We start from the raw sequence: 26,610 nt of genomic DNA, 5'->3' as shown, positions 1-26,610 counted from the left end.
GTCGTACACGGCCGGCCACCGTCCACCCCGAGGGCTCCGGGGAGGGGCTGTGTCACAACCTCACACGTCCCCTGGTCATACGGCTAGGGCGTGTTTCGAAAGTAGCGTCGTCCGCCCGGAGGGCGAGGCCCGCGGCGTCTGGTGCGGTGCATCGCAAGGCGGAGGTCGCCCGCGTACTGGGCGTACGCGGGCGACCCCGACAACGCAGCGAGGCGCCGTGCCAGGCGTCGCGGGCCAGACGGGACTTTCGAAACACGCCCTAGCAGGCCGGGGCTGCTCGGCGCAGCCCCGGCTGGACGTCTCCATTGGCGACGAAGGAGAAGAACATGGCGTACGTCATTGCCCAGCCCTGCGTCGACATCAGGGACAGGGCGTGTGTGTCGGAGTGCCCAGTGGACTGCATCTACGAGGGAGAACGCACGCTGTACATCAATCCCTCGGAGTGTGTCGACTGCCATGCGTGTGAACCGGTCTGCCCCGTGGAGGCCATCTTCCACGAGGACGACCTTCCGCCGCAGTGGGCGCACTACGCATCCGTCAACTCCGAGTACTTCGAGCAGCGGTCCCCCGGACGGGACGGGCAACCGCCGAGCGCCCTCAGCGACCACCCCCTCGTCGTCGGACTGCCGCCCCAGGTGTCGCACAAGAAGGACATCGCCGTGTTCACCATAGGCAAGGAAGAGGCGGCCGACGTCGACCTGTGGTTCCCGCCATTCCCGTCCTGATCCGACACGGCTGCCTGCCTTGCCCCCGACGTTCCCGGTGGCGGTCGTGTCGGACACGGGCTGGCCAGCCGCCGTCGACATCCTCTCCGGTCGGGCACAGCGCTCCTCGTGGAGGGCGCAGGACCGGCGACGTCGCCGATGCCCTCTCTCTACGGCGGGGACAAGCGGGCCTGCCGGTCGGCCGGTCCGTCCGACATGTCACCACTCTCATGACACAGCGGTGCCGCTTCAGCCGGCCAAGGAGGCCACATAGGGCGACAGCTTGGACGGGTTCATCACCCACATGATCTGGTCGATCCCCTCTGCGGATACGTCTACGCAGAGCAGGGCCACGGCGTTCCCGCCGGACGAGACGAGAACGGCGGGCCGTCCGTTGGCCTCGACCCACTGCACGTCCGACTGGGGCCAGAAGCGTGGCGCGAAGGCCACCAGGTACTTGGAGACGTGGAGACGCCCGATGACAGGGATCCTGGATGCGCCGCGCACCCCTCCGCCGTCGGAGTAGCTGACGACGTCCGCCGTGAGGAGCTCTTCCAGCACCGCCAGATCGCCCGTCTGCGCGGCCCTGAGGAAGACCTCCAGGAGGCGGCGGTGCTCAGCCGGGCTGACGCGCTCGCGGCGCTCGGCGGTCAAGTGCCTGCGCGCCCGGCTCACCAACTGGCGGGTGTTGGCCTGGCTCGTCTCCAGGATGTCCGCGATCTGCTGGTACGGGTAATCGAAGGCTTCCCGCAGGACGTAGGCCGCCCGCTCCACCGGGTTCAGCTTCTCCAGGAGCAGAAGGACGGCCAGTTCGAGCGCTTCGGCCCGCTCCGCCCCCACCTGCGGGTCCGTACTGGTGTTGACCGGTTCGGGAAGCCAGGGACCGACGTACGACTCCCGCCGTGCCCGGGCGGACTGGGCGAAGTTGATGGCCAGACGTGTGGTGACCGTGGTCAGGAACGCGGCCGGCGCGAGCACGTCGGCGTGGTCGGTGTTCTGCCACCGCAGCCACGCGTCCTGAACGATGTCCTCGGCCTCCTCAGCACTGCCGAGGACCCGGTATGCGATACCGAAGAGCTGCGGACGTACCGCGAGAAAGTCCCTCGTCGCCTGGTCAAAGGAAGCGGCGTCGGCACCAGCGTGCATGGTTGTCCCTTCCGGCGTCGTCGCCCTCAGCCTACAAGCCGTCCGAGTAGAGGCGCCCGCCGATCATCTCGGCCTGCGATGTCAGCTGTTGTGACACTGTCTCGTTGCACTCACGGGCCTGGCTGCCACGACAGAGGCAGGGACCGGCACGCGTGTCACAGAACCGCAGGGCTTCCGGTCAACACTGTCGAACAGTCATGGGATCGCGGCGGCCTCCGCCGGGGGACGCGCCCACCCTCATGACATCGGGATAGACGGAAGGTGCGAAACAGTGACGGACAAGGATTCAGCGCACGTGCACGGAGCCGATCACCACGGCGGGTCGGAGAGTTGGATGACGGCGGCGAAGATGCTGCAGGATGCGTCTCCGATCACCGTCCCCGAGGGTGCTTCGGCGATGACCGTATACGTGGAGTGGGAGCCCGGCGACCCGGGTACTCCTCCGCACCGCCACTCTGGGCCGGCGTTCGGGTACGTCATCGAGGGCGCCGTGCGTTTCGAGCTCGAAGGCGAGCCCGAACGTGTGGTTGAGGCCGGCGGCACGTTCTGGGAACCGGGCGGCGACGTGATCCACTACCAGGACGGCAACGCGCTGACGGACGCCAGGACCCGGTTCGTGGTGACCATGATGTGTGCTCCCGGGCGACCCATGCTCGAACTTGTCGACAAGGAAGAGCTGGAGAAGCGGGCCCACCTGCGGGCCCCACGACCGACCGAGTGACCTTTCGGCTGCTCGAACGCGCCGGTTCCGAACGGGGCCCGACCGCTCCCTGGGAGGACGCGAACAGGCATGAGTGCCCCTGACGTCGTGCACGGCATGCTGACGGCGCTCTTCACGGCCGCGGCTTTGCACGGGCTGCGGCACGGCATCCTGTCACCAGGTTCCGGGTGGCGGAGCCGCATCGACCATCTCCTGCATGCCGTCATGGCTCTGGCCATGGCGGCCATGCCCTGGGGCCGGGTGCCGGTGGGGACCGCACAGAGCACGTTCTTCGTGGCCGCCGCACTATGGTTCCCACTGACTGCCGTCCGCCGCCGCCACGAGTCCCAACTGACCGCGACCGCCAGGAGGCTGCCCTACGCGGTCGGCATGGCCGCGATGGCCTGGATGGTGATGCCCCACGCCACTAAGGATGCGCCGCACCAGACTCAGGCCAAAGGGTTGCCGTCGGCGCACCAGGGTGCGCATCTCGCCTGCCCCGCGGGGGAGTCGAGCCCCGCGGACGTGGTCATCGCGGTGTTGGCGCTGTGCTTGCTCACATGTGCGCTCCGGTCGCTGACGCGTGCCATGCTTCCCGTGAGGGCGACCAAGGAGACCGTGGACATATCGGACGCCGTGGGCACCTCGACTCTCGGCGAGTCCTATCGGCACTTCTGGGACGGATCCATGGCACTGGGAACGGCGATCATGCTGCTCATGCCTCACTGATCACGGCGCCCCCTGGTCAGGGCAGACGACCGCGATGTGTGGCGGATCCCGATGTGTGAAGGCCGTGCCCGCTCACGGCCTGACAGCATTCGCGGTGAAAGACGCGTTCGAGTCCGACTGATGCCCGGAACACTCGCCCTGTTGGCACTGCGGAGCCGTCGGTCCGGCTGCAACAGCCGGGAAACCGCGTGTGCACCAATACCTCAAGCGGGGAGAGTGAAGAGGCGGTACTCGGACACCGCGGTAAATCCGAGGCGCCGATACAGGGTTTCTCCTGCCGCACTTGCCGCGAGGGCTGCCAGTCGCATACCTCGCTCCTGACCGACCCGCAGCGCCTCAGTCGTCAGAGCTCCGCCGATCCCACGCCGACGACGGGTCTCGGCGACGTGGACAAGGAAGATGCCGGCGACGCCTCGCGCCGCGATGACCACCGTGGTGCCGACCACTTGGCCGTCGAGGACCGCGGCGAGACGGACGATGTCCGCGTTGTCCGACCGCTGCTCCTCGATGCGCACCACGTCGGCCTCCAGACCGGGAGCGACGCCCATGGAAGCGCTGTAAGTGCGGACCAGCTCCGTCAGTCGGGCATGCCCATTGACCCGCTCGATCCGCATGCCGACCGGGGGCTCACCGAGGTCCACGTCGCGATCGAGAGCCCGGACCATCACGGGCAGGGTCCCGAGCACGACAGCTCCGTGCTCGACGAGAGCGGCGCCTGTGCCGTCCGGACTGTCCGGACCGACCCACCACCACCAGGGAACTCCTGCCAGCCGGTTCCGCGCGGTTTCCACAGCGTGCCCGACCGCGTCGAGGGACCGTACCCGCACCACCCCGTTGAACTGCGGTTGGGGAAGCCCACTGCGATAGTGCTCGAAGCCTCGGTTGCCGCACTCCGCCTCCCCCCACCCCATGAGGTACTGCCGGAAGTTGGCTGTCACCTGTGTCATGGATGCCGCGGCGCCCACGGTGGTCGACGTGTCCGCCGTCTCCGCCACTTTCGTCACCTCACCATCCTCGGGCGGCCCTGCTGTCGGCCCTGTTCAGGGGTTCGCGTGGACCGGGTGCTTGCTCAAGACAGACACCCGGTTGAACGCGTTGATGGTGATGGCCACCCAGATCACCGCGGAGACCTGATCCGCGGTGAGCACCTCCTGGGCGGCCGCGTAGGCGGATTCCTGCGCGGCGGTGTCGGCGGGGTGGGTCGTCGCCTCCGCCAGGCCGAGTGCCGCGCGCTCCACGGCAGTGAACAGTTCCGTGTCCCGCCAAGCGGCCAGCACGCCGAGGCGCTGCGGCGTCTCGCCCGCGCGCAAGGCCGTTCGGGTGTGGACGTGCAGGCAGTAGGCACAGCCGTTGAGCTGTGACACGCGCAGGTTGACCAACTCGACAAGGTTCCGGTGGAGTCCCGCGTCCGCAGCGACCGCGCGGACCGCCGCGGATGTCTGCATGAGCGCGTCGTACGCCTTGGGACTCTGTTTGTCGATGAAGATCCGCCGGACGTCGGACGTCGCCATGGGCTTGCGCAACTCTGGCTCCTTCATGGGCGCTGCCACCGTCTCCCGAACATGTCATATCGTTGAAGTGAAAGTGTGAAAGTATCATAGTGTGAGGGGTGGTTCTCGGTGAGCAATGTGGAGATGACGCCAGTGGAGATGTGGTGCGGCTCTCCGGACGGTGACGCCACGTCGACAGTCGAGGTACTCACGCCACGTGACGTGCCGTTGGGCGGCCCCCGTGCCATGCCGGTACGGCGCACGCTGCCGCAGCGCGCCCGGTCCCTGATCGGCGCCTGGTGCTTCGCCGACCACTACGGTCCCGACGACGTCGCCCGCACCGGCGGCATGGACGTGGCACCGCACCCGCATACCGGGCTGCAGACGGTGAGCTGGCTGTTCAGCGGGGAGATCGAGCACCGCGACAGTCTCGGCAGTCACGCCTACGTCCGACCCGGCGAACTGAACCTGATGACAAGCGGGCACGGCATCAGCCACTCGGAGGTGAGCACCCCGCGCACCACCATCCTGCACGGTGTGCAGCTCTGGGTGGCGTTGCCGGACGCGCACCGACACACAGCGCGCGACTTCCAGCACCATGTGCCGGAGCCCGGGCGGGTGGAGGGGGCCGAGATCAGGGTGTTCCTGGGATCGCTGGCCGGGAACGCGTCACCGGTGCGGACCTTCACGCCCCTGCTCGGCGCGGAAATTCGCCTCGACCCCGGCGCCTCGCTCACGCTCCGCATCTACCCGGCCTTCGAGCACGGACTCCTCGTGGACCGGGGCGACGTCCGGCTGGCCGGGACCCTGTTGCGCCCGGCCGAACTGGGCTACGCGCCTCCGGGCGCCGACACCCTGACGCTCCGCAACGAGTCCGACGAGCCCGCGCTCACCGTCCTGCTCGGCGGACCCCCGTTCGAGGAGGAAATCGTCATGTGGTGGAACTTCATCGGGCGCAGCCACGAGGACATCGTCCGGGCGAGGGACGAATGGGACCAGGCGGACGAACGGTTCGGGGCCGTTGAGGGATACCCGGGGGACCGGCTCCCGGCCCCTGCCCTGCCCAACGCCACCATCAGGCCACGTCACAACCCCGCGCGCCACTGACCAGTAACCGAGAGGGAAACCGATGAGCCAGTCTGCCGCCACCCCGATCGTCGAGCGCAGGGACGACCACCATCGTTACGAGATCCTGGTCGAGGGCGAACGCGCGGGCCTGACCGCCTACCGTGACCGCGGCGCGCAACGCGTCTTCTACCACACCGAGATCGACGACGCCTTCGCCGGCAAGGGCCTCGCCGGCCTGCTCGTGCAAAAGGCGCTCACCGACGTGGCCACCCTTGGCATGCGCATCGTGCCCGTGTGTCCATACGTGGCCAAGTTCCTCACGAAGCACGAGGAGTTCGCCGACATCACCGATCCCGTGACCCCCGAAGTCCGTCATTGGCTGAAGAAAGAACTCGCTGACGAAAGGCCATGACATCCGCTGCCGCCGGGACCAGCCATGACACTGTTGAAACGCAACATTGGTAGAGTCCCTTGAGCCTCCGCCTTTCACAGGCAGCTGCCCGTGGTCGATCCGGGTGCACGGAGGCACGCCGTCGCCATGGCGTGAGAGAGCTGCCATGCGCCCCCCGTTTCCGAGAGGCAACCGTTGCTCATGACGAGCGAGTCATCGCGTGATCTCCGTCCTTCTTCCGCGATATCAGGCGTATCGCAGGGAACGACGAAGTACCTCGAATACTTCCAGGTCCAGCGCTTACACAGCCTGCAGCACCCCGTCACCGATACCCCTTACGAGATGGCCTTCCTGGTCAGCTCCCAAGTGATGGAGCTCTACTTCGGACTGCTGTGCCACGAGCTCGGCAGGTCACGCCAGGCAATCCGCACCGATGACATCCCCGGCGCGCTGCGCACCCTCAGCCGCAGCGCTTCCCACCTGCGTGCCCTGGAGGGCACGTGGGAGAGCTACACCGACATGACGCCGACGGACTGGAACCCGATCGTGGCCCACCTGGGCGGCTCGTCCTCCGTCCAGTCGCCGATGTACCGCCATCTGAACTTCCTGCTGGGCCTGAAGTCCCCCAAGATGCTGGCGCCGCACGAGCCCACACCGCAGATCTACGAAGGACTCAGGATGGCACTCGGCGAACCCAGCCTGTACGACGAGGCGCTCGCCCTGGTTCACCGCCGCGGCGTGCCGTTGCCCGATTCGGTCCTGCGCCGGGACTTCACCGAACCCTACGCCGCACGGCCGGAGGTCGAGGCGGCCTGGACACGCGTCTACGCGGACGACTCCCTTGGCGAACTACGGGAACTGGCCGAGGCATTGCTACGGATCGCCGATCGCTTCAACCGCTGGAAGCAGGGCCACCTGACCGTCACTCAGCGCACCTACGGGCCCAAACCTGGCTTCTATGGTACGGACGCCGTCGCCTGGCTGCGCCGCAGCCTGGACCTGCCCGTGTTTCCTGAGCTGTGGAGTGCTCGCGCCGCCATGTGAGAACGTATGACCAACGGCACGGCCGGCCCGCGGTGCGCCAGGGAGGCGCGCCGCGGGCCGGCCGGTGGTTTGGCCGGGCCAGATGTGTCAGGCGGGGACGACGGTCGGGTAGTCGGTGTAACCGGTGGCATCGCCGCCGTAGAAGCTGTTCGGGTCGGCCGTGTTGTACGGGCCCTTGGTCTTGAGGCGGTTGATGAGGTCCGGGTTGGCCAGGTAGGGGCGACCGAGGGCTACCGCATCGGCGATGCCCTCTTCCATCACCTCGGCCACCGCCTCGTGGGGCGCGTGCTCATCGTAGAGAGGGTTGAGAACAAACGTGCCCGGCCATGCGGCACGGATCTTACGGGTGAGGTCGCGCTCCCCGGTCTCGCGCATGTGGACATAGGCGAGGGACAGGTCGGAAAGGACGCTGAGCAGCGTGCTGTACAGCCCTGCGGGGTCGCTCTCCACAATGCCGAGGTCGGTGTTCCCGGGAGAGATGCGCAAGGCGACCCGCTCCGCGCCGATGGCCGCTGCGGCGGCCTTGACGACCTCGGCGGGGAAGCGGACACGGTTGTCCACACTGCCGCCCCAGTGGTCGGTGCGCAGATTGGCGTTGTCGGAGAGGAACTGCTGGAGGAGGTAGCCGTTGGCACCGTGGATCTCCACGCCGTCGAATCCGGCCTCGACGGCGTTGCGGGCGGCGGTGGCGTGGTCCTCGATGGTGCGGAGAATTTCCTCTTCGGTCAACTCGTGTGGGACGCCATTGTCCTTGGGGCCTTCTGCGGTGTACGTGACGCCGGGCGCAGCCACCGGCGACGGGGCCACGGGGGCAAGGCCGGTGAGCAAGGGGTGGCCCACACGACCCGCATGCATGATCTGCGCGAAGATCGTGCTGCCCGCCGCGTGCACGGCGTCCGTGACAGTGCGCCAGGCGGCGACCTGCTCGGAGTTGTGCAGACCGGGCGTGGAGATGTAGCCCTGGCCGACGACGCTCGGCTGGATGCCCTCGGTGATGATCAGACCGGCACTGGACCGTTGGGTGTAGTAGTCGACCATGACGTCCGTGGCACGTCCGTCCGGCGTGGCACGGTTACGTGTCATCGGGGCCATGAACACCCGGTTCGCCACCGTGATGTCGCCGACCTTGATGGGTTCTAATGCGTTGGTCACGAGTCTTCCTCTCCTGTGACAGCACCGCGACGATGCGGTTTCGGGGACGGCGTGGATGAGCTGCGCGCGGAGGGGCAAGCTTCTGCTCCACAGCCAGTGTTGTGGTGCGGGAATACGCCGGAGGGCGGACCGGGCCGGCGGGACCCCTTGACCACCGACGCCTCCGCCACCGCCACCCGTGGTCGGGTGGCGTCCCGCTGTGGCAGGGATCTGTGTCTGCCTCCGGATTGACCGGACAGCTCAGGAAGTTGTGACAGCCGCCGGTCCCGGGGCGACTCTCAGCAGTTACCCAGCCGGGCTACTCGAAGTCACACCCCGCGTTGGGCGCATCGCGGGACAAAGGTGCGCCGTGCGGAAGGACGTAGAGAACCTTCAGGACGACGTCGGTGGCCCCGAGGTTCCTGCCGATGTGCACGTGGTCCGCGCCGGAGGGCTCCTTGACAGAGCTCCCCCTGGGGTAGACCCCGTCGGACGCACACGTGGAGTCGAAGTGGCTGAGCGTCCCCTGCTTGACGTACCCGTACAGAGGACCGTCGTGGAAGTGCCAGCCGGTCGCCTGACCCGGCGGAATGGTGACCTCGCGCAGGATGAAGTCTGTCCCTCCGATGGTGGACTGGGTGATGATCTTGCCCGTCACACCGGGGCCTCCGGGGGTCGCGTCCGCGACCGCGGGAAGGGACAAGCCGACGAGCAGAGCACTGACGGCTCCGATTCGGGAGAGGTTGCGCATGTTCGCTCCATCTCGTGGGTGCATACGGTGACTTCCGGGCCTGTGTGAATGGCCGCTCCTCGCCAATGGCGTCACACGGTGTTGTCCGGAGCTGGGCGATCGGCCCGGATCCACCCTAGGCCATGGCCGCACACGAGGCGCAACCGCCCTCAAGTCAATACAGTGTGAGACAGTGTCATTCCTGTCGGCTGCCATGGGCGCGACCCGGGTTGGTCCTTCAGAGCACGCCCGGGTGACCTGACCTGACCTGACCTGACAACCTCTTCCACCGTGAGCGAAAGGCAGTTGCCATGGCCGAGGTGTTCTACGACGCCGACGCCGACCTGTCCATCATCCAGGGCCGCAAGGTCGCGGTCATCGGTTACGGCAGCCAGGGCCACGCCCACGCGCTGTCGCTGCGTGACTCGGGTGTCGACGTGCGTGTCGGTCTGCACGAGGGCTCCAAGTCCAAGGCGAAGGCCGAGGAGCAGGGCCTGCGCGTGGTGACGCCGGCGGAGGCCGCCGCCGAGGCCGACGTCATCATGATCCTGGTCCCGGACCCGATCCAGGCGCAGGTCTACGAGGAGCACATCGCCCCGAACCTGAAGGACGGCGACGCGCTGTTCTTCGGCCACGGCTTCAACATCCGCTTCGGCTTCATCAAGCCCCCGGCCGGCGTCGACGTCTGCATGGTCGCCCCCAAGGGCCCGGGCCACCTGGTGCGCCGTCAGTACGAGGAAGGCCGCGGCGTGCCCTGCATCGCCGCCGTCGAGCAGGACGCCACGGGCAACGCCTTCGCGCTGGCCCTGTCGTACGCCAAGGGCATCGGCGGCACCCGCGCCGGTGTCATCAAGACGACGTTCACCGAGGGACCGAGACCGACCTGTTCGGTGAGCAGGCCGTCCTCTGCGGCGGTACGGCCGCCCTGGTCAAGGCCGGTTTCGAGACGCTGACCGAGGCCGGTTACCAGCCGGAGATCGCGTACTTCGAGTGCCTGCACGAGCTGAAGCTGATCGTCGACCTCATGTACGAGGGCGGCCTGGAGAAGATGCGCTGGTCGATTTCCGAGACCGCCGAGTGGGGCGACTACGTCACCGGCCCGCGGATCATCACCGACGCCACCAAGGCCGAGATGAAGAAGGTCCTCGCCGAGATCCAGGACGGCTCGTTCGCGCAGAACTGGATGGACGAGTACCACGGCGGTCTGAAGAAGTACAACGAGTACAAGCAGCAGGACTCGGAGCACCTGCTGGAGACCACCGGCAAGGAGCTGCGCAAGCTCATGAGCTGGGTGAACGAGGAGGCGTAAACCTGATGAGCGACAGCCCTCCTGGCCCCCTTGCCGCTGCGGGCGGCGCTGCCTTCGCCGAACTGCTGCTGAGCAGTCATCTCGCCCTCACCGGCCGCCCCTTGTGCCCGCCTCGCTGGGCATCGATGCACGATGCGGCGCATTGGCTCTACACCGACGCGCCGTTTGGACTCCTGGCGCACGGCATGGGCCCGGACCCCGCGTTCATCTACGCCAACCGCACGGCCCAGCGGTGCTTCCAGTACTCGTGGGAGGAGTTCATCGGCATGCCCTCTCGCTTGTCTGCCTCCCCTCTTCATCAGGAAGACCGGCATGCCTTCGTCCGATCCGTGCATGAACACGGCTTCGCTGACGGCTACAGCGGACTGCGCAGGACCAAGAGCGGCGAAGAATTCTGGATCAAGGACGTGACGATGTGGGATCTCCTCGATCCGGAAGGGAACAGACGGGGGCAGGCCGCAGTCTTCCGCGACTGGCGCGGGCCCTGAAAGGGTGATGATTGCCCGTGCGCTGAAGTTTCCTTCGCCGCACGGGCTTTTGCTTCGCGCGCAGTGCGACGGCGGCGCGTTGGGGTGCCACCGGCGGTGTCACAACGTCTGCTGGATTCCGGTCAAGTTGACGAGCCAGCAGAATCAGAGGGTGCCGTGCGTGAGTCTCGCGTTGCCGAAAATCCCCGCCGAACAGGGCCGGGGTGCGGTACTGGACGGGTGTACGACCGGCCCATCCCTCGGCGGGCTCACGGACGACATGCCGGTCTTTCGCCGAGGACCGCTCCTCCTGACCGAAGCCATCTGCCTGGTGCCCGAAGCAGGAACTCTCACGTCCCGACATGCACGGCCCCGTTATCTGGATCACTGTCGCGGCGGCCACGTGATGTGTGCCGTGCGAGAGGGAGGTTGCCGTATGGATCACGATGAGGCGGTGCCGATCGCGGAGCTGCTCGACGAGCGTCGGCATCTGCTGGATGTGGCCTTTTGGATGCTGGGCAGTCCCGGTGAGGCGGAGAGTGCGGTCGATGAGGCCTACCGCCGGTGGTACGGGCTGTCCGAGGCCGTGCGCGGGCGGATCGCCTCGCCCCGGTCCTGGCTCGCCAGGACCGCCGGCGAGATCTGCCTGCGCCGCCTCGCCCAGCCCGACAGGGCTGACGACGCCACCGGCGCGGCAATCGCCGGCGACGGCTTAGAGTCATACGAGCATCCCGCTGCCACCCTGGACGAGGAGGAGGTGAGTCGGGTGCTGCTGAACGCGCTGGACTCCCTGTCACCGGACGAGCGGGCGGCGTTCGTGCTCAATGACGTGTTCGGCATGGACCGCGACACGGTCGCCGACATCGTGGGCCGCACCCAGCCGGAAGTGGCTGAACTCGCCGAGCGGGCCCGCCACAGCCTTCGGGTGCAGCGGTCCCCCCCCACGACGCCGGAGGAACACGATGCAGTGGCCCGCGCGGTCCGCCAGGCCTGTCTGAGTGAGGACGCCGATCTGCTGGCGTCGCTGCTGTGTCCGGACGCCACGGCGTTCTTCGACGGCGGCGGCAAGGTCCGGGCACTGATCAGGCCGGTACACGGCGGCCGGCAGGTCGCCCAGAGCCTGCTGACCCTCCTGGCCCGCCACCCGCGCACCACCCTGAGTGCCCAGTCCGTCAACGGCCGCACCGGCCTCGTCGTCCGCTACGACCGCCAAGTCGCGGCCGTCATCAGCCTCGACATCGCCGACCACCAGGTCGCACAGGTCTGGGTCATCCTCAACCCCGACAAACTCCGCTCCTGGAACCCACCCGCATCTCACACCTGAGTCAGACCTGGCTACGCGTGTGCAAGCGCCGAGGAGGCCGGGCCACAACATTGTGAGGCTTCCCGTTCGACTGCGTACGGTGCCCTCGCTTTCTCCCGCTGCTCGACAACGTGTTGATCCGCAGCCCCTGCGTGGAGTGTGCACAGAGAGGTGATGTGACTCCCACGGTATGCGGCGGCACAACTTTCTGCCCTGACGCTGTCACAAAAGCGAGCCGACCCCGGTCTTATGAGGCAGATGCGATTGGAGCAGCCGTGACCTTCAGTGACCCCAGTCCCCGCACCCCCCGAACAAGCCGTGCAGTGCCTCATATCCGGCAGTACGTCGGCCGTCAGAAGCGTCAGCCGGGATCGCTGGTCGGAGCCGTCGACCGCCACGCGGGGGCGGCGTGGCCGCACCACTAGACAGCCTCAACTGGAGGAACGGAGACCGCAGAATCATGCATATCGAACCGTCCCCCACGTCACATGACCTCGACGAGGCTGTGTCTGTCTTCGTGCAGCACCGGGCACGCCTGTTCGGAATTGCCTACCGTGTGCTGGGCAGCGTGGTCGAGGCCGAAGACGTGGTCCAGGAGGTGTGGCTGCGGTGGCAGAAGACCGACCGCTCCGTGGTGGTCAGCCCGGTGGCTTTCCTCTCGAGTACGACGACCCGCTTGGCCATCAACGTCGCGCAGTCTGCACGTGTGCGTCGGGAGACCTACATCGGACCGTGGTTGCCCGAGCCGATCGACACGAGTTCGGACCCAGAGGTGGGGGCGGAGCGCGCGGAAGCCCTGGAGCTGGCACTGCTGCTGGTGTTGGAGAAACTGAAACCCGCCGAGCGGGCCGCATACGTACTGCGCGAGGCCTTTGACTACGCCTATCCCGAGATCGCTGAGATCCTTCAACTCAGCCCCGTCAACGTGCGGAAGATCGTGAGCCGTGCCCGCAAGCATCTGTCGGAAGAGCAGCGGGAGAGTGTGGACACGGCAGAGCACCGACGCCTGCTCAACGTCTTCGTCTCAGCAGCTCAAACGGGGGATGTGGCTTCCCTGGAGGCGCTGCTCACCCCCGACGTCGTCAGTCTGTCCGACGGCAATGGCATGCGGGGCTGCGCTCGTATCCCTGTGCTGGGCCGAGCACGTGTGGCCAAGATGGTGACGTACCCCAAACTCTGGCGGGAAGCGGAGCCCAGGTTGGTCGACGCCAACGGCTGCACAGGCGTGATGGTCTACCGAGATGGCGACCCCATCGCGTTCATGACGATGGCCGCCTCGAAGGAAGGCATCCACAAGTTGATGTGGGTGTTCAGCCCGAGCAAGATCGCCGCGTTCCTGGATTCGCCCTCTCGGTTCACAGCTGAATCTCGGCTCTGTGCCGGGTGATGTGTCACTGCGGCCGTGTGACGAGGCGGAACGCACTGTCGACCGCCGGCTTGCCGAAGCAGCCGGTGCCCACAGGGCGTCCGCCTCATCATGACAAGCTCGCACCGTGGTTCCAGGAGCGGAGTTTGTCGGGGTTGAGGATGACCCAGACCTGTGCGACCTGGTGGTCGGCGATGTCGAGGCTGATGACGGCCGCGACTTGGCGGTCGTAGCGGACGACGAGGCCGGTGCGGCCGTTGACGGACTGGGCACTCAGGGTGGTGCGCGGGTGGCGGGCCAGGAGGGTCAGCAGGCTCTGGGCGACCTGCCGGCCGCCGTGTACCGGCCTGATCAGTGCCCGGACCTTGCCGCCGCCGTCGAAGAACGCCGTGGCGTCCGGACACAGCAGCGACGCCAGCAGATCGGCGTCCTCACTCAGACAGGCCTGGCGGACCGCGCGGGCCACTGCATCGTGTTCCTCCGGCGTCGTGGGGCGGGACCGCTGCACCCGAAGGCTGTGGCGGGCCCGCTCGGCGAGTTCAGCCACTTCCGGCTGGGTGCGGCCCACGATGTCGGCGACCGTGTCGCGGTCCATGCCGAACACGTCATTGAGCACGAACGCCGCCCGCTCGTCCGGTGACAGGGAGTCCAGCGCGTTCAGCAGCACCCGACTCACCTCCTCCTCCAGCCGCGCGCGTGCCTCTTGCGCGTCCCCGCTCTGCGCGCTCAGCCCCTCCCTCTGTCCGGTCGCACTCCTGTCGGGCTGGGCGAGGCGGCGCAGGCAGATCTCGCCGGCGGTCCTGGCGAGCCAGGACCGGGGCGAGGCGATCCGCCCGCGCACGGCCTCGGACAGCCCGTACCACCGGCGATAGGCCTCATCGACCGCACTCTCCGCCTCACCGGGACTGCCCAGCATCCAAAAGGCCACATCCAGCAGATGCCGACGCTCGTCGAGCAGCTCCGCGATCGGCACCGCCTCATCGTGATCCATACGGCAACCTCCCTCTCGCACGGCACGACGGATACGGCCGCACACCGGCTCAATCCGTTAGACCGGGCACCCACGGATCTTGTGACACGGCCTTCCGTGTGATCACGGGGTCCGGGTGCCGGACGGCGCCGGGCGCGACTGCATGTCACACGCGCGCCGGTTGCTCGGTCTCACGTGACGATCCCGTTTGCCGAAAAGTGAACTTTGGAGGTGTGCTCTGCCATGACTGCTGAACGCGGAGAAAACGCCACGTACTGGCGCGAGCGGGCAGCTTGCCTGCGTGTGGACCCCGATCTGTTCTTCCCCATCGGAAGCGGTGATCTGACGCTTGAACAGATCGACGAAGCCAAGGCCGTCTGTGGTCGTTGCCCCGTCGTGGAACAGTGCCTCGACTGGGCCGTGCGCGCAGGGCACGTGGAAGGCATATGGGGCGGCTCGACGGAGAGCGAACGCCGTGCGATGAGGCGACGTGAGGCCCGCGGGGTGAGCTACACGATCACCACGGCGGCGTGACCGCACGTGGTGGCCGTCAGGTGAGCCCGAAGTCGGTGAGGTGCAAGCGGCGGGGCGGTGGCTCGGGCAGCTCGCCGGCGCTGGTGGTGCACAGTCCGTCGAAGGCCAGTTCGAGGTAGCGTCGCCATGCCTGCGGCTGGACGGCGAGCAGAGGCGCGGCCGTCTGGTGGATGCCGCCGAGGAGCAGCACGACGTCGGTTCCCGTGATGTCGCTGCGGATGGCGCCTTGTTCGCGCGCCCGAGCTGTGAGTGTCTCGGCGACGCCGCAGAGGCGGTCGATCGCGTCCCGCACCTCGGCATGCTGCAGTGACGGCCGGCCGATCACCTCACAGAACGCCCGGTCGGCCGCAAGCACCTCGACCCCGGCGGTCATGAACTCCCGCAGCGCCTCAGTCGCATCGTCTGCCTCCGCAAGGCGGTCGGCTGTGTCGATGAGCTGGTCGAGCATCTGCAGCATGATCGCCGCGAGCAGGTCTTCCTTCGATGCGAAGTGCCGGAACACGGTGCCCTTGGCCACGCCGGCACGTTGGGCGATCTCGCCCATCGAGACGTCGACGCCGCGCTCGGCGAACGCCGCGGTCGCGGCCCCGAGCAGGAGGCGTCGATTGCGCAGCATGTCCGCTCTCGGGCTCGGAGCGGCTGTCCTCTCGGTCATGCGTACCCCTCTCGATCCAGAGTCTATCAGTAACATGACCGCCCGGTCATGTTAGGTGGTACGCTCAACATGACCGTGCGGTCACCTTCTCGTGCGCAAGACCGCCGGCCGTCAGGCATGTCGCCTGCTTCTCATCGCGCACTCCTGGGAGGAAAACATGAACGACACCTCTGCCCTTGAAGGGAAGGTCGTCCTGGTCACCGGCGCGTCCTCGGGCATCGGCCAGGCCACGGCGCTGGCCCTGTCGAAGGCGGGGGCCACCGTGGCCGTCGGGGCTCGCCGGACCGACCGGCTCAAATCCCTGGCACAGGACGCCCCCGGCGAGATGCTGGCTCTCGAGCTGGACGTCACCGACCCCCAGTCGGTGCAGGACGCGGTCGCGGCGACCGTCGAGCGATTCGGCGCGCTCGACGCCTTGGTGAGCAACGCAGGTGTCATGCTCAGCGCCCCGATCCTGAACGCGGACACCACGGAGTGGACGCGCATGGTCGAGACCAACCTGCTCGGGTCGATGTACGCGGTCCATGCCGCCCTGCCCCACCTGCTTCACTCCAAGGGCGCCGTGGTGCAGATCTCCTCGACCGCAGGCCGTACGGCATCGGCCGCCAGCGGCGTGTACGCGGCCACCAAGTTCGGGATCACCGCGTTCTCGGAGGCCTTGCGGCAGGAGGTCACCGCGCAGGGCGTACGCGTCATTGTCGTCGAGCCCGGCTTCGTCTCGACCGAGCTGGCCGACCACATCACCGACACCGCCATACGGGCCATGGCCAAGAACATGGCCGAGTCGATGCGCACCCTCCAGCCCGAGGACATCGCCGGTGCCGTCCTGTACGCACTCACCCAGCCCGAGCACGTCGCCGTCAACGAGATTCTGATCCGGCCGACCGACCAGACCCGCTGACCCCGGGTGCGGGCCCGCGGCCGGGTTCGCACCACAGGCCTCCAGTCCCCACGCGTGGCCGGCCGCCCGCAACAATTTTTCCCGACGTATGTCACACCTTCGGCGCGTGCCCTGTCATAAGGGTGAAAGCAGGCAAGAGCTTGCCGCCCCAAGGAGGCAGTGATGACCAACCCCGTTCTTGAGCCCGCGGCGCAGGAGATCGCGGATGCCACGGCCAACCCGCCGTTCCTGTACGAGCTCGGCCCGGAGGGCGCCCGCAAGGTCCTGGACGACCTGCAGGCGGCGCCGGTGGAGAAGCCGGACGTCGAGGAGAAGTGGATCACGGTGTCTGCCGAAGTGGGCGATGTGCGGGTACGCATCGTCAAGCCGGTCGGGAGCCAGGGCGTGCTGCCGGTCGTTCTCTACGTGCACGGAGGCGGCTGGGTCATCGGCAACGCCGGTACCCATGACCGGCTGGTGCGCGAGCTGGCTGTCGGCGCGAATGCCGCCGTCGTGTTCGTCGAGTACGACCGTTCGCCGGAGGCCAAGTACCCGGTCGCCATCGAGCAGGCGTACGCGACCGCTCGATGGATCACCGCGAAAGGCGCCGAGGAAGGCCTGGATACCTCCCGCCTGGCGGTGGCCGGCGACTCCGTCGGCGGCAACATGACCGCGGCCCTGACCCTCATGGCCAAGCAGCGCGGTGATGTCTCCTTCGTGCACCAGTCGCTGTACTACCCCGTCACGGATGCGGCCCAGGACACCGAAAGCTACCGGGAATTCGCGGACGGGCCCTACCTCACGGCGAAGGCCATGGCGTGGTTCTGGGACAGCTACACCACCGACCCCGCCCAGCGCGCGGAGATCACCGCCTCACCCCTGCGGGCGAGCCTGGAGGAGTTGCAGGGGCTGCCGCCCGCGCTCGTCATCGTCGATGACAACGACGTGCTGCGGGACGAGGGTGAGGCGTACGCGCGCAAGCTGACGCAGGCCGGCGTCCCGACCACGAGTATCCGCATCAACGGCACCCTCCACGACTTCATGATGCTCAACCCCCTCCGCTCCACGCAGGCCACAACTGCCGCGATGCAGCAGGCGGTTCACACGCTGCGCATCGCTCTCGGCACCAACTGAGAGTTCTGCACCGCTCTCGGCCGCCACATTTGAAGGACCAGCAGCACAAGCTGCTCTCAAGCCCCGGCGCTCGTGCGCCTGAACTTGTCGGCGCAGGACAGCGATCATCCCTGTCCGCCAACTTCTGGCCGACCGATCCACCAAGCCGATCCCGGCCGCAGCATGTTCCGGGCGAACTCCGGGACGCATGGCACGCGTCATACGCATCGCCCGCCTGCCGACCACGGCCTTCCTCTCCACGACTTGCGACAGTGTCCTGCCGCAGTCGCGGCCCTGTCCTGCTGCCCGGACACGGCCGAAACCTCTGCCTCGAAAGGGCCTCCCATGCACCGTCGTTCCCTGTATCGCCGTGCCCGCACTCCACTCGCCCTGATGGCCACCGTCACGGTCGCCGCCGGCATCCTCGCCGCGTCGGTCGGTCCGGCGAGCGCCGGCAAGACCAGTGCACCGCAGCACCGCAAGCCGACCGTCGTGCTCGTCCACGGGGCGTTCGCCGACTCCACCAGCTGGAACGGCGTCGTCAAGAAGCTGAAGCGGGAAGGCTATCCGGTGGTGGCCGCGGCCAATCCGCTGCGCGGGCTGAGCAGCGACGCCAACTATCTCAGGGACCTCCTCGCCGACATAGACGGCCCGGTCGTGCTCGCCGGGCACTCCTACGGCGGCTCGGTCATCAGCAACGCCGCCTACGGCGCCGACAACGTCAAGGCGCTCGTGTACATCGCCGCCTTCCTCCCGGAGAAGGGCGAGAGCGCGGTCGAGCTCTCGGGCAAGTTCCCCGGCAGCACCCTCGGCGACACGCTGCGCCCTGTTCCCGTCACTCTGCCGGACGGCACCAAGGGGACGGACCTGTACATCGAACAGGCCAAGTTCCACGACCAGTTCGCCGCGGACGTCCCCAAGGGCACCACTGACCTCATGGCGGTCGCCCAGCGACCGGTCACCAGCGCTGCCCTGGAGGAGGGCGCCTTGGAGCCTGCCTGGAAGACCATTCCGTCCTGGGTCCTGGTGGCCACCGAGGACCTCAACATCCCGCCGCAGGCGCAGACCTTCATGGCCGAGCGCGCCAAGGCCCGCGTCGTGAAGGTCCGGGCCTCGCACGCCGTGAGTGTGTCCCGACCCGACGACGTCGCCGACATCATCGAGAAGGCGGCGTGGACGGTCCGCTGACCGGCGTATCCGCGACAGGGTGGAGCGGCGAGGACGCCGCTCCACCCTGTCGCGACCGTGGGCTCTCTCACCCCGTTCGACCGGCCGCGGGTTGGTCGTCGTGGAGGGCCGACAAGGCGGCGGCGAGCCTGCCCCGGCTGGTGATGCCCAGGCGGGGATAGATGCGGTACAGGTGGGCGCCGACGGTGCGGTGCGAGATGAACAGGCGCTGGCCGATCTCCCGGTTGCTCAGCCCCCGTGACGCCAGCACCGCGATCTGCATTTCCTGCGCCGACAGTTGCGCCCTGGTGTTCGCACGTCGCCGGCCGCTCGACTCGCCGGCGGCGCGCAACTGCTCGCGGGCCATGTCGAGCCAGGGCTGCGCGCCGACCCGTTCGAACTCGTCGCGGGCGAGCCGCAGCGGAATCCGGGCGTCCACATTGCGGCGTTGCCGGCGCAGCCAGCGGCCGTGGTGCAGGTGCAGCCGGGCACGCCACAGCGTCCAGCTGGCCGGCAGGGCGTCCTGCGCCGCGGCGTAGCGCTTCTCGGCCGTGTCGTCCGGGGCCAGGACCGCGTCGGTGTAGGCCTGCGCGACCAGGAGCATCTCCGACGGCAGTCGGCGGGCCAGCTCCGGGAGTTCGGCCAGCAGTTCCCGGGCCTGGTCGACGGTACCCGCGGCCAGTGCGGCCTCCGCCAGGTCCGGTGCGAGCAGCCAGCGGCACACCGAGTGGTAGTGGATGTCGTCCGGGTCGAAGGCGCGCGCGAGGATCTCGTACGCTTCGGCCGGACGGCCGTCGAACAGGGCGAGCAGGCCGTCGACGTGCTGAGCTCTCGCGCCGGCGAACGGCATACCGGCGAACAGCCTGTGGGCGCGCATCTCGTGAATCGTCCGGGCCGCGTGCTCCGTCTCGCCCCGCAGGGCCGCCACCAGGCCGACATTGGCCTTCAGGCCCAGCCAGACGAGCCACTCTCCGGTCTCCTCGGCCAGGGTGAGACCTTCGGCCGACTCCTCGCGGGCCTGGTCGAGCTGGCCGAGGTACGACCTGGCATAGCTGGCGGCCAAGGAGCGGGCGAGCAGCCCGAGCCGGCCCTGTGCGCGCCACGCCGCGACCGCCGATGACAGGTAGCGGATGGCGCGGGTGACATCACCCATGCCGATGGCGCCACTGCCGAGGAAGTGCAGGCTCCGGCCGTCCTCACGGTCCGGTTCGAGGCCGTCGAGTCGCCTGAGTACGTCGGTCCCGTGCTGGTAGGGCTGGGTGTATGCCCGCACCGTCAGCACGTGGGGGGCGTCGGGATCGGGGTGCCACCGGTCCAGCTCGGCCGCGGCCCGAGCGCGCACCTGTTCGTCGCCGTCCTGGAAGAAACAGCGCGCCGCGGCACGACCATCTCCTGGATGCGTCGGTGCGGCTCGACCGGCTCGAACACGGACCTGTCGGAGACGACCATCAGGCGGGCACGCTCCACCGGTCCGAGCTCGGTCATGTCGGCGCGGTCCAGCAACAACTGGGCCTGACTGCGGTCGTTGATCTCACTGGCCAGCTCGGCAGCCCGAACGAGGATCCGGGTGCGGTCGCGGGGGTCGCGGACGAGTTCGGCCGCCTGGCGCAGGGCCGGGACGGCCGCCGCGACCTTGCCCCGGGCCTGGGACGTGTCGGCGAAACGCTCGAGGCGTGCGGCCAGTTCGTCGTCCGGGCCGAGCATGGAAGCCGCGAGATGCACGAGCTGCCGGTCGGGTGTCTCCTCGAGCAGCGCCGCGAGGGCGCGGTGGGTGGCCAGCCGGTCGGCGACCGTGGCGCGCGTGTAGATCGCCGAGCGCATCAGCGGATGCAGGAACTCCGGAGCACGGCCGACCAGGGTGACCAGACCGGCGTGGACCGCCTCCTGCAGCGCGGGCACGGACACTTCACAGCCGCAGAGACGGCTCGACACCTCCAGCAACAGGCTCAGCGGTGCGGTGGGCTCGGCCGCCAGGGCCAGCAGGAACGCACGGCACTCCCGGCTCACCGAGTCTGTCCGTGCCGCGAACGCCGCCTCCAGCCGCTGGGTCAGCGGCAGATCGTCCACCTGCGCGGCCATCCCCTGCAGCGCCTTGGGCAGCTCCACCAGGGCCAGCGGATTGCCCGCGGCGCGCTCCAGGATCAGCGCCCGCACCGGGGCCGGCAGGTCGGGCGCGCCTGTATCGAGCAGTTCCGCAGCGGCCGTCCGCCCGAGCGGCTCGAGAGGGAGGTCGGGGTACATGCCCAGGCCGTACTCCGAGGAGGTGTGCGTCCGTGCGGCAACGACGACCAGGATGGGGAGGTCACGGGTGCGCCGGGCGACGAACCTGAGCACGTCCCGGCTGGACGAATCGATCCACTGCATGTCGTCGACGAGCAGCAGCAGCGGCTGCCGATCGGCGGCGTCGGCGAGCAGTTCGAGTACGGCCAGACCGACCCGGTAGGTGTGGGGCTCGGTCTCCGTGGTGCCGAACACACCGCCCAGCGCCAGCCGGTGGGGAGTCGGCAGGTGCTCGATACCTGGAAGGGCCGGGTGCAGCAGCAGTTGCAGCGCGGCAAACGGCAGCCACTGCTCGGTCTCCACCCCAGAGGTGCGCAGGACCCTGAAACCGCCCTCGTCGGCCGCGGCGCCGACCGCTCCCAGAAGAGCAGACTTGCCCACCCCTGGAGTGCCATAGACCAACAGCGCGTTGCCGCGCCCCGCCGCCGTGTCCGTCAGCAACCCTCGCAGGACGCGCAGCTCCTCCTCACGGCCGATCATCGCGCCTGTGCCGGGTGCGGTCCTTGCGGAGTCTCCCGTTCTGTTTTCGTCGCAGCAGGCATCGTGCGCGGCATGTCCAACTTCCTCCGGCAACGGGTAACAACGTGCAACATGTTACCCGTTCGCTGCAACTGTCCACACGTTGCATGACACGTTGCCGTGTGGTTGACCGTGTCCTGCGTGCACGTGCAGTCAGATGACCGATGTTCGGGCGTGGGGCGACCGCGGAAGCTGGCCCGGTACAGGTTGGAGGTGAAGCGGGTCCCGGGGGACCCCGCATTTATTCGGCTCCGATTGTCCTCATCGCTTTTCCCACCCTCAGTGAAGAGGGTCTATTTCGACACGTAACACCCATGAGCCTTCTTTTCTTTCCGGGAAACAAGCATGGCTGCGCTGGCAGAACACGGACCGTGCCGGGGTGCTGAATCCTTCAAGCTATCTGGCGCGGATCACAACCCGGCTTGCACTCAACGTCGTTCAGTCCGCCCGTGCCCGCCACGAGATCGGTACACATCACTGGCACCCTGAGACGATCGACCCCAGCACGGATCCAGCCACCAGGGCCGAGCGAGCCGAGGAACTGGAACTGGCCCTACGCCTGCTGCTCGAGAAGCTCACCCCCCTGGAACGAGCGGCCTTCGTTCTTCGTGTGGCGTTCGACTACCCCTACAGTGAGATCGCCGCCAATCTTCAGCTCAGCCAGGTCAACACCCGCCAGATCGTCAGCCGAGCCCGCAAGCGCCTCTTCGCCGAGCGAGGCGAACCAGTAAGCGCGACGGATTATCAGCGATTTATCGAAGCGTTCGGTACCGCAGCGCAAGCGGGGGATCTCACTGGCCTTGAAGACCTCCTCATCGTCGATACCGGCCGGAATCGTATCCAGGCTGCCTACCGGTGGACACCGACCCAGCGGAACGCTCGCCGTGAAACAGAACCTGCACTTCCACATGATGTGCCACTTGCCGCCTGGTGAGTGTCTCGATTCACACTCCCACTCGCTGTCGGCGACGGTCTGCAGCGAGCCGATCCGGGGCGCGCGACTGCTGCCTCGTGTACATCGCCGCCTGCCTGCCGAAGAAGGGGAAGAGTGCGGTCCAGCTCTGGGGCACGTTGCCCGTTCGTCGGCAGCCCCCGCTTATCCGGCCGCCTCCTGACCACCACAGGGTCCCTGGACCCCAGGTCGGCATATGGAGAGGCGCGCAATCGTTGAGAGACGTACGATCGACGGAGGTGGCGCCTGGGTCGGGGAGATGGTGGTGTACGGGTGCTTGGCCGGAGCAAGGAGTGTCGTGCGCTTGATCAGCTCGCGGCGAGTGTACGAGCCGGCCAGAGCGCCGCGCTCGTACTGCGTGGCGAGGCGGGCATCGGCAAGACCGCTCTGCTGGACCATCTCGCGGAGAGCGCGGTCGACTGCCGGGTAGCGCGAGCCGGCGGCACCGAGACCGAGATGGAGCTGCCGTTCGCCGGGCTGCACCAGCTCTGCGGACCCCTGATCGAGGACATCGATCACTTGCCCGACCCACAACGCGACGCACTCGGCATCGCCTTCGGTCTTTCCAAAGGCGCAGCGCCGAACAGGTTCCTGATCGGCCTGGCGGTCCTCAGCCAGTTGGCCGTCGTGGCCGAGGAGCGGCCGTTGATCTGCCTGGTCGATGATGCGCAGTGGCTCGATCGCGCGTCGGCACAGGTTCTCGGCTTTGTGGCGCGACGCCTCGTAGCGGAGTCGGTCGGCTTTGTCTTCGCGGTGCGGGCGTCGGAGGACGAGGAGCCCGTGTTCGAAGGGCTGCCCGAACTGAGTGTGCGCGGCTTGAACGAGCCCGACGCTCGTTCGCTGTTGGACTCGGTGGCCCCTGGGCGGATCGACGAGCGCATCCGGAGCAGGATTCTCGGCGAAGCACGAGGCAACCCGCTCGCCCTCCTGGAGCTGCCGCGCGGGTGGACGGTCGTCGATCTGGCAGGCGGGTTCGCCCGGCCGGAGGCGCAGCCGGTGGCGAGCCGGATCGAGCAGAGCTTCCTCACCCGGGTCCAGTCACTTCCACCGGCGACGCAGCGGCTGTTGCTGATCGCCGCCGCCGAGCCGGTGGGGGACGTCACCTTGCTGCGACGCGCGGCGGAGAGACTAGGGATCGGAATGGACGCGGCGGCCCCGGCCCTGGCCGCGGGACTACTGGAGCTGGGCACGCGCGTGCGTTTCCGCCATCCGCTGGTGCGCTCGGCGACCTACCGCGCGGCGGCCTTGTCCGACCGGAAAGAGGTTCACCGCGCGCTGGCCGAGGTCACTGACGCGGACGCGGGCCCTGATCGCCGAGCGTGGCATCGCGCCCATGCGACGGTGGTCCCCGATGAGGCGGTGGCCGTCGAGTTGGTGCGCTCGGCGGACCGGGCGCGGGGACGGGGCGGCGTCGCGGCGGCGGCAGCCTTCCTCGAGCGGGCGATGGAGCTGACGCCCGACCCCGCTCTCCGTGGCACACGAGCGCTGGCGGCCGCCCAGGCGAAGTTCGAAGCGGCGGCGCCCGAGGCGGCGTATCGGCTGGCGAAGGTCGCGGAGTTGGGGCCGCTCGACGAGCTGGAACGCGCCCGGCTGGCGCGGCTGCACGCACATGTCGTCTTCGCCCGCGGCTGCAGCGGTGCGGCCACGCCCCTCTTCATCGAGGCGGCCAAACAGCTCGAACCCCATGACGCGGCACTCGCACGCGAGGCCTGTCTCGAGGCGCTCGCTGCGGCGATCTTCGCGGGCCGGCTCGCCGACGGACTGACAGTTCGGGACGCCGCCGAGGCCGCCCGCAACGCGCCTCGCGGCCCCGGCCTGCCGGGGCAGACGGACCTCCTGCTGGACGGGGTGTCGGCCCGCTTCACGGAGGGCTACGCAGCGAGTGTGGAACCGCTCCAGAGGGCTGTCCGGGTATTCCATAACGACGATTGGGGCGATCAGAACGACGTCACGCGCCGGCTCTGGCTGGCGTGCCCGGTGGCACCTGAACTCGTCGCACCGGAGTTGTGGGACGACGAGGCGTGGCACGAGCTGGCCGGCCGTGCGGTCCGACTGGCCCGTAATGCCGGCGCGCTCGCCGTCCTTCCCATGGCGCTTGCCCATCGGGCGGCCGTACATGTGCTGGCCGGCGAGTTCGCCACCGCCTCGGCCCTGATCGACGAAGCGGACGCGATCACCAGGGCGACGGGCAACGCCCCACAAGGTTGCATCTCACTCATGGTCGTGGCCTGGCGGGACGACGAACATCAGGCGATGAAGTCGATCGACGCCGGTATCCGGAACGCGACGGCCAAGGGAGACGGACGGACCCTGGGAATGGCCCACTACTTCACCGCCCTGCTGCACAACGGCCTGGGCCGGTACGACGTCGCCCTCGGCCATGCCCAACAGGCGTGCGCATACGAGGACCTGGGTTGCTTCGGTTGGTACCTCGCCGAGTCGGTGGAGGCGGGGGTGCGCAGCGGCGATCACGACGCGGCCGTTGCCGCCCTGGCCCGGCTGGTCGAGATGACAGACGCCGCCGGCACGGACTGGGCGCTCGGTGTCCAGGCGCGCTCGCGTGCTCTGCTCAGCGAGGGCGACGCCGCGGAGCGGCTCTACCGTGAGGCGATCGAGCGGCTCGGCCGCACGCGCATCCGCCTTGAACTCGCCCGCGCACACCTGCTGTACGGCGAATGGCTGCGCCGCGAGAGCCGCCGCGTCGACGCGCGCGACCAGCTACGGACCGCCCACGAGATGTTCACCGGGTTCGGCGCGGGTGTGTTCACCGAGCGCGCGAGCCGAGAGCTGCGGGCCACCGGCGAAACGGTGGCCAAACGCACGACGACCACCCCGACGGCCCTCACCGCGCAGGAGGCACAGATCGCCCGCCTGGCCCGCGACGGACTGACGAACCGGCAGATCGGCGCGCAACTGTTCATCAGCGCTCACACCGTCGAGTGGCACCTGCGGAAAGTGTTCGCCAAACTCGGCATCACGTCCCGCAGACAGCTCCGCGGCGCACTGTCCGGCCGAGCATCCACCACAGCCCCGGCCTAGGGTCTGTTGCGAAAGTGGATCTTGGTCGTGAATGATCACGTTCCGTGAGACGTGGGGACCTGACGAACGGCCAGTGGGCCCGGCTGGAGCAGTTGCTGCCGAGGGGCATCAAGCCGGGCCGCCCGCCAGTGTGGACGCGGCGGCAGCTGATAGACGGCATACGGTGGCGGACCCGGGCCGGCGCCCCGTGGTGGGACGTGCCCGAAAGGTACGGCCCGTGGGACCGGGTCTACGACCTGTTCCGGCGCTGGCAGCGGGACGGCACCTGGGCCCGGATCGTCACCCAGCTCCAGGCCGAGCGGACGCGAAGGGCCTGATCACCTGGGACGTGAACGTCGACTCGACGGTTTGCCGGGCTCATCAGCATGCCGCCGGGGCGGCGAAAAGGGGGGATCTCCAGAAGGAGCCGTCCGGCGGGGTCTTCGTCGAGCCGGACGACCACGTGCTCGGTCGGTCCCGAGGCGGGCTGACCAGCAAGATCCACCTGGCGGTCGAGCAGGGGCAGAAGCCGCTGTCGGTGGTGATCACGCCCGGTCAGTGGGGTGATTCCCCGCAGTTCGAAAGAGTTCTGGAAGCGATTCGGGTGCCGAGGCTGGGTCTGGGGCGGCCGCGCATTCGACCGGACCGTGTGCGGGCGGACAAGGGGTACGACTCTCGCAGGAACCGCTCCTACCTGCGCCGACGCGGTATCAAGGCGACGATCCCAGTCCCTGCGGACCGCGTTCGCAACCGGCAGAAGCTCGGCGCTCGCGGCGGTCGGCCGCCGAAGTTCGACAAGACCGACTACCGCGAGCGCCACGCGGTCGAGTGCGGTATCAACCGCCTCAAGCGCCACCGGGCCGTAGCCACGCGGTACGACAAGCTCGCCGTCCGCTACGAGGCGACCGTGCTGGTCGCAGTGCTCAACGAGTGGCTGTGACCAG

24 protein-coding genes and 2 pseudogenes are annotated in these 26,610 nt (G+C 68.3%); 17 read left to right on the top strand and 9 right to left on the bottom strand.

Annotated features, from left to right (window positions below; all coding sequences use genetic code 11):
* Positions 1 to 326 precede the first annotated feature (326 nt).
* Positions 327 to 635: pseudogene (gene fdxA / locus HJD23_RS01830) on the top strand (ferredoxin); the annotation flags it as partial.
* A gap of 318 nt (positions 636 to 953) precedes the next feature.
* On the opposite strand, the gene HJD23_RS01825 reads toward fdxA, so the two are convergent.
* The gene (locus HJD23_RS01825) at positions 954 to 1,850 is read right to left on the bottom strand and encodes an RNA polymerase sigma-70 factor (protein WP_171115134.1); all 897 of its coding nucleotides are present in this window, start codon (positions 1,848 to 1,850) and stop codon (positions 954 to 956) included.
* Positions 1,851 to 2,184: 334 nt separating this feature from the next.
* On the opposite strand from HJD23_RS01825, the gene HJD23_RS01820 reads away from it, so the two are divergent.
* Both HJD23_RS01820 and HJD23_RS01815 read left to right on the top strand, forming a co-directional pair.
* On the top strand, positions 2,185 to 2,571 hold the full coding sequence (locus HJD23_RS01820) for a cupin domain-containing protein (RefSeq protein WP_171115136.1): 387 nt from the start codon (positions 2,185 to 2,187) through the stop codon (positions 2,569 to 2,571).
* Positions 2,572 to 2,640: 69 nt separating this feature from the next.
* The gene (locus tag HJD23_RS01815; protein ID WP_171115138.1) at positions 2,641 to 3,279 is read left to right on the top strand and encodes a DUF5134 domain-containing protein; all 639 of its coding nucleotides are present in this window, start codon (positions 2,641 to 2,643) and stop codon (positions 3,277 to 3,279) included.
* Positions 3,280 to 3,482: 203 nt separating this feature from the next.
* Here the strand turns inward: HJD23_RS01815 and HJD23_RS01810 are convergent, their stop codons facing one another.
* Together HJD23_RS01810 and HJD23_RS01805 are read right to left on the bottom strand one after the other, a co-directional pair.
* The gene (locus tag HJD23_RS01810) at positions 3,483 to 4,283 is read right to left on the bottom strand and encodes a GNAT family N-acetyltransferase (RefSeq protein ID WP_240980604.1); all 801 of its coding nucleotides are present in this window, start codon (positions 4,281 to 4,283) and stop codon (positions 3,483 to 3,485) included.
* Positions 4,284 to 4,319: 36 nt separating this feature from the next.
* On the bottom strand, positions 4,320 to 4,790 hold the full coding sequence (locus tag HJD23_RS01805) for a carboxymuconolactone decarboxylase family protein (protein WP_171118899.1): 471 nt from the start codon (positions 4,788 to 4,790) through the stop codon (positions 4,320 to 4,322).
* Between the two features lie 108 nt (positions 4,791 to 4,898).
* On the opposite strand from HJD23_RS01805, the gene HJD23_RS01800 reads away from it, so the two are divergent.
* The 3 genes from HJD23_RS01800 to HJD23_RS01790 all read left to right on the top strand — a co-directional run bounded on the left by HJD23_RS01800 (position 4,899) and on the right by HJD23_RS01790 (position 7,272).
* Entirely contained in the window at positions 4,899 to 5,876 is a 978-nt protein-coding gene (locus HJD23_RS01800; protein ID WP_240980603.1) for a pirin family protein, read from the top strand.
* Positions 5,877 to 5,898: 22 nt separating this feature from the next.
* Complete coding sequence (locus tag HJD23_RS01795) at positions 5,899 to 6,249, top strand: GNAT family N-acetyltransferase (RefSeq protein WP_171115140.1); 351 nt, start codon at positions 5,899 to 5,901, stop codon at positions 6,247 to 6,249.
* Between the two features lie 180 nt (positions 6,250 to 6,429).
* Positions 6,430 to 7,272, top strand: coding sequence for a tryptophan 2,3-dioxygenase family protein (locus tag HJD23_RS01790; RefSeq protein ID WP_171115142.1), 843 nt, complete (start codon positions 6,430 to 6,432; stop codon positions 7,270 to 7,272).
* A gap of 87 nt (positions 7,273 to 7,359) precedes the next feature.
* Here the strand turns inward: HJD23_RS01790 and HJD23_RS01785 are convergent, their stop codons facing one another.
* A complete protein-coding gene (locus HJD23_RS01785; RefSeq protein ID WP_171115143.1) occupies positions 7,360 to 8,424 on the bottom strand; it encodes an alkene reductase in 1,065 nt (354 codons plus the stop codon).
* A 298-nt stretch (positions 8,425 to 8,722) separates the two neighbouring features.
* Complete coding sequence (locus HJD23_RS01780) at positions 8,723 to 9,154, bottom strand: cupin domain-containing protein (protein ID WP_171115145.1); 432 nt, start codon at positions 9,152 to 9,154, stop codon at positions 8,723 to 8,725.
* A gap of 290 nt (positions 9,155 to 9,444) precedes the next feature.
* On the opposite strand from HJD23_RS01780, the pseudogene ilvC reads away from it, so the two are divergent.
* From ilvC to HJD23_RS01760, 4 genes and pseudogenes are all read left to right on the top strand, one after another.
* Positions 9,445 to 10,442: pseudogene (ilvC, locus tag HJD23_RS01775) on the top strand (ketol-acid reductoisomerase).
* Positions 10,443 to 10,447: 5 nt separating this feature from the next.
* A complete protein-coding gene (locus HJD23_RS01770) occupies positions 10,448 to 10,930 on the top strand; it encodes an MEKHLA domain-containing protein (RefSeq protein ID WP_171133975.1) in 483 nt (160 codons plus the stop codon).
* Between the two features lie 415 nt (positions 10,931 to 11,345).
* Positions 11,346 to 12,233: a sigma factor-like helix-turn-helix DNA-binding protein gene (locus HJD23_RS01765; protein ID WP_171133974.1), complete on the top strand. Its 888-nt coding sequence runs from the start codon at positions 11,346 to 11,348 to the stop codon at positions 12,231 to 12,233.
* A 439-nt stretch (positions 12,234 to 12,672) separates the two neighbouring features.
* Complete coding sequence (locus HJD23_RS01760; protein WP_171115752.1) at positions 12,673 to 13,599, top strand: RNA polymerase sigma-70 factor; 927 nt, start codon at positions 12,673 to 12,675, stop codon at positions 13,597 to 13,599.
* 88 nt (positions 13,600 to 13,687) lie between these two features.
* Here HJD23_RS01760 and HJD23_RS01755 read toward each other — a convergent pair whose 3' ends face one another.
* Positions 13,688 to 14,569: a sigma factor-like helix-turn-helix DNA-binding protein gene (locus HJD23_RS01755; protein ID WP_171133973.1), complete on the bottom strand. Its 882-nt coding sequence runs from the start codon at positions 14,567 to 14,569 to the stop codon at positions 13,688 to 13,690.
* 222 nt (positions 14,570 to 14,791) lie between these two features.
* Between HJD23_RS01755 and HJD23_RS01750 the strand changes: the two genes are divergently transcribed.
* Positions 14,792 to 15,082, top strand: coding sequence for a WhiB family transcriptional regulator (locus tag HJD23_RS01750; protein WP_171107978.1), 291 nt, complete (start codon positions 14,792 to 14,794; stop codon positions 15,080 to 15,082).
* Between the two features lie 16 nt (positions 15,083 to 15,098).
* Here HJD23_RS01750 and HJD23_RS01745 read toward each other — a convergent pair whose 3' ends face one another.
* A complete protein-coding gene (locus HJD23_RS01745; protein WP_171107977.1) occupies positions 15,099 to 15,737 on the bottom strand; it encodes a TetR family transcriptional regulator in 639 nt (212 codons plus the stop codon).
* A gap of 157 nt (positions 15,738 to 15,894) precedes the next feature.
* Here HJD23_RS01745 and HJD23_RS01740 point away from each other — a divergent pair, with 157 nt between their 5' ends.
* The 3 genes from HJD23_RS01740 to HJD23_RS01730 all read left to right on the top strand — a co-directional run bounded on the left by HJD23_RS01740 (position 15,895) and on the right by HJD23_RS01730 (position 18,918).
* Positions 15,895 to 16,638, top strand: a complete 744-nt coding sequence (locus HJD23_RS01740; RefSeq protein ID WP_171107976.1) for an SDR family NAD(P)-dependent oxidoreductase — start codon at positions 15,895 to 15,897, stop codon at positions 16,636 to 16,638.
* A gap of 162 nt (positions 16,639 to 16,800) precedes the next feature.
* Complete coding sequence (locus HJD23_RS01735) at positions 16,801 to 17,751, top strand: alpha/beta hydrolase (protein ID WP_171107975.1); 951 nt, start codon at positions 16,801 to 16,803, stop codon at positions 17,749 to 17,751.
* A 324-nt stretch (positions 17,752 to 18,075) separates the two neighbouring features.
* Positions 18,076 to 18,918, top strand: coding sequence for an alpha/beta hydrolase (locus HJD23_RS01730; protein ID WP_171107974.1), 843 nt, complete (start codon positions 18,076 to 18,078; stop codon positions 18,916 to 18,918).
* Positions 18,919 to 18,985: 67 nt separating this feature from the next.
* Here the strand turns inward: HJD23_RS01730 and HJD23_RS43325 are convergent, their stop codons facing one another.
* Entirely contained in the window at positions 18,986 to 20,239 is a 1,254-nt protein-coding gene (locus tag HJD23_RS43325) for a LuxR family transcriptional regulator (protein WP_240980602.1), read from the bottom strand.
* A complete protein-coding gene (locus tag HJD23_RS43320; RefSeq protein WP_240980601.1) occupies positions 20,173 to 21,657 on the bottom strand; it encodes an AAA family ATPase in 1,485 nt (494 codons plus the stop codon). The genes HJD23_RS43325 and HJD23_RS43320 overlap by 67 nt, the downstream gene beginning before the upstream one ends.
* A 418-nt stretch (positions 21,658 to 22,075) precedes the next feature.
* Here HJD23_RS43320 and HJD23_RS01720 point away from each other — a divergent pair, with 418 nt between their 5' ends.
* From HJD23_RS01720 to HJD23_RS01710, 3 genes are all read left to right on the top strand, one after another.
* Positions 22,076 to 22,630 (top strand): sigma-70 family RNA polymerase sigma factor, encoded by a 555-nt coding sequence (locus tag HJD23_RS01720; protein WP_240980600.1) that lies wholly within the window; start codon positions 22,076 to 22,078, stop codon positions 22,628 to 22,630.
* Positions 22,631 to 22,921: 291 nt separating this feature from the next.
* Positions 22,922 to 25,687: a helix-turn-helix transcriptional regulator gene (locus HJD23_RS01715; protein ID WP_171107973.1), complete on the top strand. Its 2,766-nt coding sequence runs from the start codon at positions 22,922 to 22,924 to the stop codon at positions 25,685 to 25,687.
* A 44-nt stretch (positions 25,688 to 25,731) separates the two neighbouring features.
* Positions 25,732 to 26,606, top strand: a protein-coding gene (locus tag HJD23_RS01710) for an IS5 family transposase (protein ID WP_206352690.1) whose coding sequence is annotated in 2 segments (ribosomal slippage) — positions 25,732 to 25,984 and positions 25,984 to 26,606 — 876 coding nt in all. Because the reading frame shifts where the segments join, the coding sequence is not laid out codon by codon here.
* The last annotated feature ends 4 nt before the right edge of the window (positions 26,607 to 26,610 follow it).

This window comes from Streptomyces sp. Z423-1, from assembly GCF_013009255.1.
Classification (GTDB): domain Bacteria; phylum Actinomycetota; class Actinomycetes; order Streptomycetales; family Streptomycetaceae; genus Streptomyces; species Streptomyces gossypiisoli.
This window is presented reverse-complemented; position numbering and strand designations above follow the sequence as displayed.

What these genes read in the sequence shown, in the direction of transcription:
- HJD23_RS01825 (WP_171115134.1), bottom strand. Translation starts at nt 1,850, where the DNA reads ATGCACGCTGGTGCCGACGCCGCTTCCTTTGACCAGGCGACGAGGGAC.
- HJD23_RS01820 (WP_171115136.1), top strand. Translation starts at nt 2,185, where the DNA reads ATGACGGCGGCGAAGATGCTGCAGGATGCGTCTCCGATCACCGTCCCC.
- HJD23_RS01815 (WP_171115138.1), top strand. Translation starts at nt 2,641, where the DNA reads ATGAGTGCCCCTGACGTCGTGCACGGCATGCTGACGGCGCTCTTCACG.
- HJD23_RS01805 (WP_171118899.1), bottom strand. Translation starts at nt 4,790, where the DNA reads ATGGCGACGTCCGACGTCCGGCGGATCTTCATCGACAAACAGAGTCCC.
- HJD23_RS01795 (WP_171115140.1), top strand. Translation starts at nt 5,899, where the DNA reads ATGAGCCAGTCTGCCGCCACCCCGATCGTCGAGCGCAGGGACGACCAC.
- HJD23_RS01790 (WP_171115142.1), top strand. Translation starts at nt 6,430, where the DNA reads ATGACGAGCGAGTCATCGCGTGATCTCCGTCCTTCTTCCGCGATATCA.
- HJD23_RS01780 (WP_171115145.1), bottom strand. Translation starts at nt 9,154, where the DNA reads ATGCGCAACCTCTCCCGAATCGGAGCCGTCAGTGCTCTGCTCGTCGGC.
- HJD23_RS01770 (WP_171133975.1), top strand. Translation starts at nt 10,448, where the DNA reads ATGAGCGACAGCCCTCCTGGCCCCCTTGCCGCTGCGGGCGGCGCTGCC.
- HJD23_RS01765 (WP_171133974.1), top strand. Translation starts at nt 11,346, where the DNA reads ATGGATCACGATGAGGCGGTGCCGATCGCGGAGCTGCTCGACGAGCGT.
- HJD23_RS01760 (WP_171115752.1), top strand. Translation starts at nt 12,673, where the DNA reads ATGCATATCGAACCGTCCCCCACGTCACATGACCTCGACGAGGCTGTG.
- HJD23_RS01755 (WP_171133973.1), bottom strand. Translation starts at nt 14,569, where the DNA reads ATGGATCACGATGAGGCGGTGCCGATCGCGGAGCTGCTCGACGAGCGT.
- HJD23_RS01750 (WP_171107978.1), top strand. Translation starts at nt 14,792, where the DNA reads ATGACTGCTGAACGCGGAGAAAACGCCACGTACTGGCGCGAGCGGGCA.
- HJD23_RS01745 (WP_171107977.1), bottom strand. Translation starts at nt 15,737, where the DNA reads ATGACCGAGAGGACAGCCGCTCCGAGCCCGAGAGCGGACATGCTGCGC.
- HJD23_RS01740 (WP_171107976.1), top strand. Translation starts at nt 15,895, where the DNA reads ATGAACGACACCTCTGCCCTTGAAGGGAAGGTCGTCCTGGTCACCGGC.
- HJD23_RS01735 (WP_171107975.1), top strand. Translation starts at nt 16,801, where the DNA reads ATGACCAACCCCGTTCTTGAGCCCGCGGCGCAGGAGATCGCGGATGCC.
- HJD23_RS01730 (WP_171107974.1), top strand. Translation starts at nt 18,076, where the DNA reads ATGCACCGTCGTTCCCTGTATCGCCGTGCCCGCACTCCACTCGCCCTG.
- HJD23_RS43320 (WP_240980601.1), bottom strand. Translation starts at nt 21,657, where the DNA reads ATGATCGGCCGTGAGGAGGAGCTGCGCGTCCTGCGAGGGTTGCTGACG.